Raw genomic sequence first — 12194 nt, 5'->3', positions numbered from 1 at the left:
CGTGGCAGAAACAAGGCCATCAGGGGACGTCTTCGGCTCCCTGTGTCCGGCATTTTGATCGCAGTACGCCGAGTGCGCCCACGAAGGACCCACCAGCGCACTCCTTGCCGCCACGTGCGGATCGTACGCGGACTCACGCGCCTTCCCCGCACGGGCACTTCGGCAAACGTGTGCGCGTGGCGCGATCTTCCCGCGGCCGGGTGGGATTTTTCCGCGGCCGGGTGGGGTCTCCCGCGGCCGGATGGGACTTCTCCGGTGCCGCCCACCGGTGGAACCCGGTGCCGCCTACCAGCGGAAGGTGCGCATGCGCATCGCGTGGCGCAGCCGGGCGGCCTTGGCACGGCGCGGCTGGACCCGGTCGCGCAGTGCCTGGGCCTCGGCGAGTTCGCGCAGGAACCGGGCGCGGCGGCGCCGCCGCTCGGCCTCCGTCTCCTCCGGATCGTGTGTCCCGCGTGGTGACGGAACGTCTCGGTCGTCCTGCTCAGGCATCGGTTCACCACCCCAGTCCGTCCCTCCCACCTTCCCCCGGCCGGGCGGTTTGACGCCAGCGAACGAGTGGCGGGCGCACGGGGGGCTTGCCGTGTGCGGGGACGCCGGGCCCACCGGGCCCGGTTAATGTTGACGCCATGCGTCTCCACGTCGTCGACCACCCCCTGGTCGCCCACAAGCTCACCACGCTGCGCGACCAGCGCACCGACTCCGCGACCTTCCGCCGTCTCGCCGACGAGCTGGTCACCCTGCTCGCCTACGAGGCCACGCGCGACGTGCGCACCGAACAGGTCGACATCCAGACGCCGGTCGAGCGGACCACGGGTGTCAAGCTCTCCCACCCGCGCCCGCTGGTGGTGCCGATCCTGCGGGCCGGTCTCGGCATGCTGGACGGCATGGTCCGGCTGCTGCCGACCGCCGAGGTGGGCTTCCTCGGCATGATCCGCAACGAGGAGACGCTGCAGGCGTCGACGTACGCCACCCGGATGCCGGAGGACCTCTCCGGGCGCCAGGTCTACGTCCTGGACCCGATGCTCGCCACCGGCGGCACGCTGGTCGCGGCGATCCAGGAGCTGATCCGGCGCGGCGCGGACGATGTGACCGCCGTGGTGCTGCTGGCCGCGCCCGAGGGCGTCGAGATCATGGAGCGCGAGCTGGCCGGCACCCCGGTGACGGTGGTGACCGCGTCGGTCGACGAGCGGCTCAACGAGCACGGCTACATCGTGCCGGGTCTCGGCGACGCGGGGGACCGGATGTACGGGGCGGCGGAGTAGACCCCGCGGCTCGGTGGGCCTCGCGGCTCAGCAGTTCTTCTTCGAGGCGGGCGTCGCCTCGGGTTCGGCCAGTACGGTCAGGGCCCGGTCGGCGTCCGCCTTCGCCGTCAGGGTCTTGAAGCCGTCGCCGATGATCAGGTCGACCTCGGTGCCCTTGCGGGCGGGGTCGGTACGGCGTTCGGCGTCGGCGAGCTGGGTGCCGAGCACCGGCAGCGAGGTGTCGAGGGCGGTGGCGGGCCCGAGGAGCACGCCGGTGCCCTTGACCTTCTTGTCGTACTCCTTGGCCGCGTTGCCGACCTCGCCGATCCTGAAGCCGCGCTTCTTCAGCTCGTCGGCGGTCTTCTGGGCGAGTCCGCCGCGGGTCGTGGCGTTGAGGACGTTGACCGTGATGGTCCCGGGCCGGGGCAGCGCCTTCGGGGCGGTCGTACGGCTCACCGTGTCGGCGCAGGCCGCCTTGGTGCCGTTCGCGGAAGCGGAGTCGCCGCCGCCGGTGAACACGTCGATGAGCTGGAGCGTGCCCCAGCCGCCCACGCCGAGCACGGCTGCGGAGGCGACGGTCAGGACGACGAGCCTGCCGCGCCGCCGGGGCCGGCGCATCCGCGGGTACTTGTCACCCGTGATCCGGTACTGGCCGCCCATGCCGGGTGGAGTGAGCATGCTCATGGGCGCAGCGTAGTGCGCTCGGGCGGTAATGCATACCAGATGATCACCCGACTGTGCGCAGTCCAACCCGAAAGGGTCAAACCGTGCCGCGCGGGGGACGGCGGTCGGGCGTCAGTCCAGTTCGAGCACGCGGGCGTGCAGCACCTGGCGCTGCTGGAGCGCGGCCCGCACCGCGCGGTGCAGCCCGTCCTCCAGGTACAGATCGCCCTGCCACTTCACGACGTGCGCGAAGAGGTCGCCGTAGAAGGTCGAGTCCTCGGCGAGGAGGGTCTCGAGGTCGAGCTGCTGCTTGGTCGTCACGAGCTGATCGAGGCGGACCGGGCGCGGCGCGACGTCCGCCCACTGCCGGGTGCTCTCCCGGCCGTGGTCGGGGTACGGCCGGCCGTTTCCGATGCGCTTGAAGATCACACGGAAAGCCTACCGGTCAACGCGTTCCGGGCGCAGCCATGGCGACGCAGTGCGACGCCGGAAAAGGCACCCGAATACGGGGCGAAACGGGATGGTGATCTGATACGACCGATCACGGGACCGGGCCATCGGCCACCATCTCCGGGACCCCCGGCCGTTCTTCCGCCCTCCCCGAGGGAGGCTTCGGCCCGTTCCCCGGAATCCTTCGCGGCCGTTGCCGCGGCCTCTCGCCGGGCTGTGGGCCGCTTGCCGAAGCCGGGGGTTCCTCCGGTCGTCCCCACGGCTCCCCGCCGTCGGCGGCGTCCCGCCGGACGGCCCCGGGGTCACCGTCGCAGTGCTCGACGAGGTGCCGGCGCGCGGCGAACGCCTCAGCGGTGTACGCCGCGGTCCCGTGCGCGGCCGGATCGTCCGCGGTGAGCCGGCCGCGTCCCGGCTCAGCTCGCGCGCCAGTACCCCAGTGCGTGCACCCGCTGCTTCGGCACGCCCAGTTCCTTGCGCACGAACGCCGACAGCGCGCGGGTGGTCGCGGTGTCGCAGGCGATCCACACGTACGGGTCGGGGGTGGACCGCAGCAGCTCGGGCAGGTCGGCCCGGACCCGTTCGAGCAGCGCCGCCCCGGCCCCCGAACGGGGCACCTCACGCACCTCGATCCGGTCGGGTCCGGCCCGGAAGGGCAGCCCGTCGAGGGTGCCCTCGAACCAGACGGTCGCCGGGGCCGCGCCCAGCGCGCCGAGCAGCGAGTTGATGGCCGGCAGCGAGGCCGGGTCGCCGATCGCGACGATGTGGGAGGGGCCGGGGTCCGGTTCCTCGAACCCCGTGCCCTGCACGGTCGCCTCGATGGTGTCGCCGGGCTTCGCCGTCCTGGCCCAGTCGCTGGCGCACCCCTCGTGCAGGGCGAACTCCAGGCCGAAGGTGCCGGCCACCGGGTCGGGGTCGACCAGGGTGTACGCCCGCTGGTGCGGCTTGCCCGCGTTGTCGAACCACAGCCGCACCCACATCGTCGGGTGGACGCCGGTCGCCGCCAGCATCCCGCCGTCGGTGAAGCGCACCCGCCGGTAGTCGGCGGTGACGTCCTCCGCGCCGGTCACGGTGAACGTGAAGTCCTTCGCGCGGAACAGTCTGAGGACCGCGCCCTCCCAACCCCGCCCCTGCCCCATCCCGTCCTCACCCTTCGCGTACGATTTCGTCACGGTTTACTTAGGGGAGCCTAACCTAATGGGAAATGAGGGCACAGTGGGTGGCGAGATCTTCCGGGACCCCTGGGGCGTCCCCCATCTGCGCGCGGGGAGCGCGAACGAACTCGCGTACGCCCAGGGCCGGGTCACCGCCCTCGACCGGGCCTGGCAACTCGAGGTCGAACGGCACCGCGCGCAGGGCACCTCGGCCTCGTTCCTCGGCCCCGAGGCGCTCCCCTGGGACCGTTTCGCCCGCCGCGCACGCCTGGCCGACACGGCCCGCCACTGCTGGACCGAACTGCAGCGGACGGACCCGGAAACGGCGGAGTGGGTACGGGCGTACGTGTCCGGCGTGAACGAGGGCCTGGCGTCCCCCGGTGGGACGGACCCCGGCCCGGCGTCCGCACCGGCCGGAGGTGAGGGTCCCGGTCTGCCGGCGGCCGCTTCCGGGAGCCGGGCCGAGGCGCCGGCCGGCGGCTCCGCCGTGAGCGGGACCGGCTCGGCGGACCACCCGGCCGGGGCCCCGGCCGGGCAGGCCGGCAGCTGGGGCCCGGTGTCCGGGGTCGCCCCCGAGTTCGCCCGCGCGGGCCTCCGTCCCGGTCGCTGGGAGCCCTGGACACCGCTCGCGGTCTGGCTCTCCACCCACATCCTGTTCGCCGGTTTCCCCGCCAAGCTCTGGCGGGCGCACATCACCGCCCACCTCGGTGCGGACGCCGTCGGCCTGTTCGCCTCCGACGGTCCCGGCACCGCCGGAAGCAACGGCTGGATGGTCACCGGGGGCCGTACGACCACCGGGCACGCGGTCATCGCCGGGGACCCGCACCGCTTCATCGAGGACCCCGGCGTCTACCAGCAGATCCGCCTGTCCTGCCCGGAGTTCGACGTCGTCGGCCTCGCCGTGCCCGGCGTCCCCGGCATCGCCCACTTCGGCCACACCGGCACGGTCGCCTGGGCCATCACCAACGCCATGGCCGACTACCAGGACCTCTACCGCGAGCGGCTGCGGCGCACCGGCGCCGGCGTGGAGGCGCTCGGACCGGACGGGACGTGGCGCCGTGCCGCCCGGCACACCGAGACCGTCGAGGTGGCGGGCGAGGAGCCGGTCGAGGTCGAGGTCATCGAGACCGACCGCGGCCCCGTCGTCATCGGCGGCCCCGAGGGCCTCGACGACGGCGTGCCCGAGCCCGGCGAGCCCCCGCTCGCCGTCGCCCTGCGCTACCCGCCCCGCGTCACCGGCGACCTCGGCTTCGGCGCCCTGCTGCCGCTGCTGCGGGCCCGCCGGGCCGCCGACGTGGACCGGGCCGTCGACCTGTGGGCCGAGCCGGTCAACGTGGTCATGGCCGCCGACACCGAGGGCGGCACCCTGCACCGGGTGGCCGGCCGGGTCCCGGTCCGCTCCGAGGCGAACGGGACCCGCCTGGTGCCCGCGTGGGAACCCGGCCACGAGTGGCGGGGCTGGCACGAGCCGCCGCGCGCCGGACTGACCGACGGTGTCGCGGTCATGGCGAACCAGCGCGGCCCGGCGACCCCGCTGGGCGTCGAGTTCGCCCCGCCGCACCGCGCCGACCGCATCACCGCACTGCTCGCGCGGCAGACCCGCTGGTCCGCCGCCGACATGTCCGCCATCCACATGGACACCCACCTCGCCTCCGCCACCCCCCTCCTGAACCTCCTCGCCACCCTCGACGGCCCCGCGCCGAGCGACCCCGCCGCCGCGGCCGACGGCTCGGGCGGCCCTGTGGCCGGGAGTGACGACTCGGGCGTGGGCACCCCTGTCGCCGCGCTCGGCGACCCGGTGTCGAGTGGTTCGTCCGCCGGCCCGGGCACCCCCGCCGGCGCGCTCGGCGCCCCGGCCACCAGTGGCCCCCTCTCCACCCCCGCCGCCACCCTGCGCGACCGTCTCCTCCGATGGGACCGGCGCATGGACGCGGACAGTGCCGACGCGGCGCTCTTCGCGGCCGTGCGGGGCGCCGTCGTACGACGGCTCGCCGCGCACCCCGCCTTCGCCACGGCGGCCACGCCACCCCCGTACCCCGAGGTCTTCCGCCCCTGGCTCGCCCTCGTCCCCCGCGTCGGCCACGCCCTCGAACACCTCCTCTCCGCCGAGGAACTGTTCGGCGTCGACCGCCCGGCGGTGGTCCGCGCGGCGCTGGAGGAGGTGGCCGCCCGGCCGCCCGCCGGCACCTGGGGCGACACCCACCGGCTGGCCCCCTGGCGGGCGCTGCCGCCGGCCACGCCGTACGACGAACCCGGCCTCTCCGGCGACCACGACTGCGTGCTGTGCACCTCCCCCGTGCCCGGCCTCACCGACCTCGCCGCGCGCGGACCGGCCGCCCGCTACGTCTGGGACCTGGCCGACCGGGAGAACAGCCGCTGGGTGGTGCCGCTGGGCGCGTCCGGCGTACCCGGCTCACCCCACCACCGCGACCAGCAGCCCCTGTGGCTCGCCGGAGACCTGGCCCCGGTCCTCACCGACTGGGCACAGCTGAAGAAGGAGACCGATGTCTGACCCGTACGCCTCCCGCGCCGCCGTCCACGAGCAGGCGGTCGACGGCTTCGGCACCGTACGCGTCCTGCCGCTCGACCCGGCCGCCGACGCGCCCCTCCTGCACCGCTGGGTGAGCGAGGAACGCGCCGTCTTCTGGGGCATGAACGGCCTGACCGCACAGCAGGTCGCCGAGGTCTACGCCCACATGGACACCCTCGACACCCACCACGCGTACCTCGTCCTCAAGGACGGCGAACCCGCCGCGCTGCTCCAGACGTACGAACCGGAGGCCGACCGCGTGGGCGACTGCTACCCCGTCGAACCCGGCGACGTCGGCATCCACCTGCTGCTCGCCCCCGCCGCCGGAACCGGGAGTCCGCGCCGCGGCTGGACCGCCGCCCTGGTGGGCGCCCTGGCCGCGTACGTCCTGCTCGGACTCGGACGGAAGCGCATAGTGGTCGACCCGGACGTGGCCAACGAGAAGGCCGTCGCCCGCTTCCTCCGGCAGGGTTTCACCGCCGGTCCCGTGGTCGTACTCCCGGAGATCGACCTCCCGGACGTGTACCTGCCCGAGAAGAAGGCACAACTCGCCTTCCTCACCCGGGAGGTAGCCTTCGGCGGGTGACCCCCGACGACCTCGTCGCCCACTACGGACTGGAACCGATCCCCCGCGAGGGCGGCCGGTTCCGGCAGACCTGGGCCGGTCCCGCACGCCCCGACGGCCGCCCCGAGGGCACCGCCGTCATCGCCCTGCTCACCGACGCCCCGGGCGACTTCTCCGCCCTGCACCGCCTGCCCGCCGACGAGATCTGGCACCACTACCTCGGCGACCCGCTCCACCTGCTCCTCCTCGCCCCCGACGGCACCGCCCGCACACCGGTGCTCGGTCCGGACGTCCTCGACGGCCAGCACGTCCAGCTCACCGTCCCGGCCGGCACCTGGATGGGCGCACGCGTGGCGGGTGCCTGGACGCTGTTCGGCTGCACGATGGCGCCCGGCTTCACCTACGAGGGCTACGAGCACGGCGACGCGGCGGAACTGACGGGGCGCTACCCGGATCAGGCGGCGCTCATCATGGAACTCTGCCGTCCATGAGCGAACGGGGTCTGCTGCACGGCCAGACCGCCCTGATCACCGGCGCGGGCGGCGGCATCGGCCGGGGCATCGCCCGGCGGTTCGCCGAGGAGGGCGCGGCCGTCGCGCTGCACTGCCGTACGGCGGTGGACTCCGCGCGGGAGACCGCCGACCGCATCCGGGAGTCGGGCGGCGAGGCCGTCGTCCTCCGGGCGGACCTCACCGACGAGGACGCCTGCCACCGCGTGGTGGCCGAGGCGGCCGACCGGTTCGGCGGCCGGCTGACCGCGCTCGTCAACAACGCCGGCGTCCAGCCGGTCCGGGAACTCGCCGGAATGACGGCGGCCGAATGGCGCGGGGTCGTGGACACCAACCTGACCACCGTCTTCGCCTGCACCCAGGCGGCGGCGGAGCTGATGCGCGGTGATGCCGGCGGCACCATCACCCACATCGCCTCCGTCGAGGCCCGCGTCCCGGCGCCCGGCCACGCCCACTACACCGCCTCCAAGGCGGCGGTGGTGGCGCACGCCCGCGCGGCGGCCCAGGAGTACGGCCCGTGGGGCGTGCGCGTCAACACGGTCTCGCCCGGCCTGATCGACCGGGAGGGCCTGGCCGACGCCTGGCCGGAGGGCGTACGACGCTGGCGGCGGGCGTCCGCCGTGGGCCGGCTCGGGCGCCCGGAGGACATCGGCGACGCCTGCGTGTTCCTCGCCTCCCGGCTCGCGTCCTGGGTGACCGGCCACGACCTGGTGGTGGACGGAGGAGCCACGGCCCGGCCGACCTGGTGAGCGCACCGGGCCCGCCATCCGTACGTAACCCGGAGCGGGACGGCCGGGAGGCGGATACGACGTGGAGCGACGGCGGAGCGGGGCGGCGGGCGATGGCGGACGAGACGGAACCCCGAACGGCCGCGGAACCCGGCGGCTTCGAGGGCTGGTGCTGCTGGGCGCCCTGCTGGTCCTGCTCGTCCTCGGCGGCGCGGCCCCGGCGAGCGCCCACGCCGCCCTCCGCGGCAGCGACCCCGAGGACGGAAGCGTCGTCGAGTCCGCGCCCCGCCGGCTCACCCTGACCTTCACGGAGTCCGTCGGCCTGCTCGACGACTCCTTCCGCGTCTACGGCCCCGACAACCGCCGGGTCCACCTGGGCGAGCCGCAGCACGCGGACGGCGCCTCCGACACCGCCCGCGCGGACCTGCCCGGGGGCCTCGCCGACGGCACGTACACGGTGGCCTGGCGGGTGGTCTCCGCCGACAGCCACCCGGTCTCCGGCGCCTTCACCTTCTCCATCGGCAAACCCTCGCCCACCGCACCGGTGGCACCGGAGGACCACGCCGAGCACCCGGTCACCAAGAGCCTCTACGACACCGGCCGCTACCTCGCGTACATCGCCGCCGCGCTGCTCATCGGCACGGCGGCGTTCGCGGCACTGTGCCGGCCACCGGACCCCGCCCCGCTGCGGCTGCCGCTGCTCACCGGCTGGTGGACCCTGCTGACGGCCACGACCGCCCTGCTCGTCCTGCGCGCCCCGTACGAGAACGGCACCTCACCGGCGACCGCCCTCGACCTCCCGGCGTTCACCGACACCCTCACCGGCCGCCCGGGAACCGCCCTCCTGGCCCGCTTGGCCCTGCTGCCGGCGGCAGCGCTTCTCGTACCGCTCCTGAGGCACCGCGCCCCCCGGACCCGCCTCGCGGCCGGCACGGCACTCTCCCTCGCCCTGGCCCTGACCTGGGCGGCGGCCGAACACGCCTCCGCCGGCATCCAGGTCCCCCTCGCCATGACGTCGTCCGTGCTCCACCTGCTGGCGACGGCGTGCTGGCTCGGCGGCCTGACGGCCCTCCTCCTCACCCTCCACCGCGCGAAGACCCCGCCGCCGACCGCCACGGTCACGCGCTTCTCCCGCCTGGCCTTCGCCTCGGTGACCGTCCTCGTCGTCACCGGCGTCTACCAGTCCTGGCGCGGCCTCGGCTCCTGGTCCGCCCTCACGGAGACGGCGTACGGCCGGACCCTGACCGTCAAACTCGCCGCGACGCTCTTCCTGCTGTCGGCGGCGGCCCTGTCCCGCCGCTGGACGGCCCTCCTGGCGACACCGGCGACGGTGGAGGAACGCGTACCGGAACTGGTGGGCGCGTCCGGAGTCCCTCCGGAGCCGAGGCCGGTGATCTCACCGGCGGACGAAGCGGAGGACCGCCACCGCCGCGCCCTGCGCCGCTCCGTACTGGCCGAGGTCGTCGTGGCGGTGGTCGTCCTGCTGGTCACCACGGTGCTGACCGGCACCCTCCCCGCCCGCGCGGAGGCGGAGGCGGCCAAGGCGCCCGAGCCGCAGGTGGCCGGCCTCCCCGGCGCGGAGGCGTTCACGGTCCCCTACGACGCGGGCACCCCCGGCGGCCGGGGCACGGTGCAGCTCACGATGGACCCGGGCCGAGTGGGCGAGAACGGCCTCCAGGCGGTGGTCTTCGGCCCCCAGGGCGCTCTGACCTTCGTACCGGAACTCCGCGCCTCCTTCACCCTCGCGGCGAAGGACATCGGCCCCATCGACGCGAAACTGACCGACCGCGGCGGCTACTGGGCCACCAACGACCTCACCCTCCCCCTCGAAGGCACCTGGACGATGAAACTGACGATCCGGGTCTCCGAGGTGGACCAGGTGAGCGAGGTGCGGCAGGTGGAGATCGCCCGCTGAAGCGACCGAGGAGTGCGGGGCCCGCCGTTCCGGCACCGGAACGTGCCGGTTCATTCCTGGCCGTAGGGCGCGGCCAGGCCGATGGGCCGGCCACCAGGGTCAGCCTCTCCCTCCCCGAGGGGACGGCGGAGACGATCCGCCGACGGGTCGGCAAGCGTGAGTTCTCCGCGTTCATCACCGAAGACGCGGAGGCGCGGACCGTGCCGTCCGCGCCGGCGGTCAGGAAGAAAGGTCCGGGCCCGCGCCCCCCGTACCCTGTCCCCGTGCCGTCCTCCCGCCTGCATCGTGTCGCCGTTCTCGTGCTCGTGGGGGCGAAGCCGCTCGACGTCGGCATTCCCGCGCAGGTGTTCACGACCCGCGCGAGCATGCCGTACGAGGTGCGTGTGTGCGGGGCGGTGCCCGGGCTCGTGACCGGCGGCGACGGCCTTTCGTACTCCGTCGCCCACGGTCTCGACGCACTCGCGTGGGCCGACATCGTCTTCATCCCCGGCTACCGGTTCCCGGACCGCGACGACCCGCCGGGGGCCGTCGTCGACGCGCTGGTCGCGGCCCACGACCGGGGCACGCGGCTCGCCGCCATCTCGACGGGCGCCTTCGCGCTCGCCGCCACGGGCCTGCTCGACGGCAGACGCGCCACGACGCACTGGCACTACACGCGGGCGCTCGCGGCGAAGCATCCGCTCGTCCGGGTCGACGAGAACGTCCTGTTCGTCGACGAGGGCAGCGTGCTGACGTCGGCGGGCGCCGCCTCGGGCATCGACCTGTGCCTGCACATCCTGCGCGGCGACCTCGGAGTGGCCGCGTCGAACCACGCGGCCCGGCGCCTGGTCGCGGCCCCCTACCGCAGCGGCGGTCAGGCGCAGTACGTGCCGCGCAGCGTGCCCGAGCCGCTCGGCGAGCGGTTCGCCGCCACCCGCGAGTGGGCGCTGCACCGGCTCGGCGAGCCCCTCACCCTGGAGGTGCTCGCGCGGCACGCGGGGGTCTCGCCGCGTACGTTGTCGCGGCGCTTCGTCGAGGACACGGGATACACGCCGATGCAGTGGGTCATGCGCGCCCGCGTCGACGTGGCCCGTGAACTGCTCGAGCGTTCGCAGCGGAGCGTGGAGCAGATCGCCGCCGACGTCGGGCTCGGCACCGGCGCGAATCTGCGGCTGCACTTCCAGCACATCCTCGGCACCACGCCGAGCGAGTACAGGCGCACCTTCGCCCGGGGCGAGTAGCCCGCCGGCACGTGGCGCGATCCTTTTGAACCATGGCGATCGCGCCGCTGTCACGGGCGGACACCGCACGCGACGCTGGTGGCGAACCCGCAGGGACCGAAGGGACACCACTCATGACGCGCATCGCGATCAACGGATTCGGCCGCATCGGACGCAATGTGCTGCGCGCACTGCTCGAACGTGACAGCGACCTCGACGTCGTCGCCGTGAACGACCTCACGGAGCCCGCCACCCTCGCCCGGCTGCTCGCCTACGACACGACGGCCGGCCGGCTCGGCCGCCCGGTGACCGCCGACGGGGACACCCTCGTCGTCGACGGCCGTCGCATCAAGGTGCTCGCCGAGCGCGAACCGGCGCGCCTGCCCTGGGCCGAGCTCGGCGTGGACATCGTGCTGGAGGCGACCGGCCGCTTCACGTCGGCCAAGGCCGCCCGTGCCCACCTCGACGCCGGTGCGAAGAAGGTGCTCGTCGGCGCGCCGTCGGACGGCGCCGACGTCACGCTCGCGTTCGGCGTCAACACCGACGCGTACGACCCGGACGTGCACACGATCGTCTCGAACGCCTCGTGCACGACCAACGCGCTCGCGCCGCTGGCCGCGGTGCTCGACGAGCTCGCCGGCATCGAGCACGGCTTCATGACGACGGTGCACGCCTACACGCAGGAGCAGAACCTGCAGGACGGCCCGCACCGCGACGCCCGCCGCGCCCGCGCCGCCGCCGTCAACATCGTGCCGACCACGACGGGCGCCGCCAAGGCGATCGGCCTGGTGCTGCCGAACCTCGACGGCAAGCTGTCGGGCGACTCGATCCGGGTGCCGGTTCCGGTGGGCTCGATCGTCGAACTCAACACGACCGTCGCCCGCGACGTGACGCGCGACGAGGTGCTGGCGGCGTACCGCGCGGCGGCGGAAGGCCCGCTCGCCGGCGTCCTCGAGTACTCGGAGGACCCGCTCGTGTCGTCCGACATTACGGGCAACCCGGCCTCGTCGATCTTCGACTCGGCCCTCACCCGCGTCGACGGCCGTCACGTCAAGGTGGTCGCCTGGTACGACAACGAGTGGGGCTTCTCGAACCGCGTGATCGACACGCTCGGGCTCCTCGCCGCCCGCTGACACCCGACGTCGAAGGGCCCCACCGGGTGGGGGGGGGGCCCAACACCAGGTGGCCAGGGTGTCCTCAGCGGGGGGGACCCGGGCAGGAAACCGGGCTCGGCGGGGGAGAC

At 74.3% G+C, this 12194-nt stretch carries 12 protein-coding genes; 8 read left to right on the top strand and 4 right to left on the bottom strand.

The genetic code is table 11. The features are described 5' to 3' along the window. Positions 1-285 precede the first annotated feature (285 nt). Positions 286-489, bottom strand: a complete 204-nt coding sequence (locus ACFV5H_RS02010; protein ID WP_385192270.1) for a hypothetical protein — start codon at positions 487-489, stop codon at positions 286-288. A gap of 137 nt (positions 490-626) precedes the next feature. On the opposite strand from ACFV5H_RS02010, the gene upp reads away from it, so the two are divergent. Then, positions 627-1262 carry a uracil phosphoribosyltransferase gene (gene upp, locus ACFV5H_RS02005; protein ID WP_030850262.1) on the top strand — a complete coding sequence of 212 codons (636 nt, stop codon included), beginning with the start codon at positions 627-629 and terminating at the stop codon, positions 1260-1262. A 27-nt stretch (positions 1263-1289) separates the two neighbouring features. Here upp and ACFV5H_RS02000 read toward each other — a convergent pair whose 3' ends face one another. The 3 genes from ACFV5H_RS02000 to ACFV5H_RS01990 all read right to left on the bottom strand — a co-directional run bounded on the left by ACFV5H_RS02000 (position 1290) and on the right by ACFV5H_RS01990 (position 3490). Then, complete coding sequence (locus tag ACFV5H_RS02000) at positions 1290-1901, bottom strand: LytR C-terminal domain-containing protein (protein WP_385057847.1); 612 nt, start codon at positions 1899-1901, stop codon at positions 1290-1292. Between the two features lie 135 nt (positions 1902-2036). Beyond that, positions 2037-2333: a type II toxin-antitoxin system VapB family antitoxin gene (locus ACFV5H_RS01995; RefSeq protein ID WP_004943146.1), complete on the bottom strand. Its 297-nt coding sequence runs from the start codon at positions 2331-2333 to the stop codon at positions 2037-2039. A 434-nt stretch (positions 2334-2767) separates the two neighbouring features. Beyond that, the gene (locus ACFV5H_RS01990; RefSeq protein WP_385057848.1) at positions 2768-3490 is read right to left on the bottom strand and encodes a siderophore-interacting protein; all 723 of its coding nucleotides are present in this window, start codon (positions 3488-3490) and stop codon (positions 2768-2770) included. A gap of 76 nt (positions 3491-3566) precedes the next feature. On the opposite strand from ACFV5H_RS01990, the gene ACFV5H_RS01985 reads away from it, so the two are divergent. The 7 genes from ACFV5H_RS01985 (at position 3567) to gap (ending at position 12084) form a co-directional block, all read left to right on the top strand. After that, positions 3567-6017, top strand: a complete 2451-nt coding sequence (locus ACFV5H_RS01985) for a penicillin acylase family protein (RefSeq protein ID WP_385192268.1) — start codon at positions 3567-3569, stop codon at positions 6015-6017. Continuing rightward, positions 6010-6621, top strand: a complete 612-nt coding sequence (locus tag ACFV5H_RS01980; protein WP_385192265.1) for a GNAT family N-acetyltransferase — start codon at positions 6010-6012, stop codon at positions 6619-6621. The genes ACFV5H_RS01985 and ACFV5H_RS01980 overlap by 8 nt, the downstream gene beginning before the upstream one ends. Next, positions 6618-7091, top strand: a complete 474-nt coding sequence (locus ACFV5H_RS01975; protein WP_385057834.1) for a cupin domain-containing protein — start codon at positions 6618-6620, stop codon at positions 7089-7091. The genes ACFV5H_RS01980 and ACFV5H_RS01975 overlap by 4 nt, the downstream gene beginning before the upstream one ends. Further along, complete coding sequence (locus tag ACFV5H_RS01970) at positions 7088-7858, top strand: SDR family NAD(P)-dependent oxidoreductase (RefSeq protein ID WP_385057836.1); 771 nt, start codon at positions 7088-7090, stop codon at positions 7856-7858. Before ACFV5H_RS01975 ends, ACFV5H_RS01970 begins: the two co-directional genes overlap by 4 nt. Before the next feature lie 148 nt (positions 7859-8006). Next, complete coding sequence (locus tag ACFV5H_RS01965; RefSeq protein ID WP_385192263.1) at positions 8007-9752, top strand: copper resistance protein CopC; 1746 nt, start codon at positions 8007-8009, stop codon at positions 9750-9752. 263 nt (positions 9753-10015) lie between these two features. Then, positions 10016-10972 carry a GlxA family transcriptional regulator gene (locus tag ACFV5H_RS01960; protein WP_385057840.1) on the top strand — a complete coding sequence of 319 codons (957 nt, stop codon included), beginning with the start codon at positions 10016-10018 and terminating at the stop codon, positions 10970-10972. A 113-nt stretch (positions 10973-11085) separates the two neighbouring features. Beyond that, positions 11086-12084: a type I glyceraldehyde-3-phosphate dehydrogenase gene (gap, locus tag ACFV5H_RS01955; RefSeq protein ID WP_385057841.1), complete on the top strand. Its 999-nt coding sequence runs from the start codon at positions 11086-11088 to the stop codon at positions 12082-12084. Positions 12085-12194 lie beyond the last annotated feature (110 nt).

The sequence above is a fragment of the Streptomyces sp. NPDC059787 genome, assembly GCF_042732315.1.
GTDB classification, from domain to species: domain Bacteria; phylum Actinomycetota; class Actinomycetes; order Streptomycetales; family Streptomycetaceae; genus Streptomyces; species Streptomyces atrovirens.
Note: the sequence above shows the minus strand (reverse complement) of the source record. Positions and strands in the feature narration are given on the sequence as shown.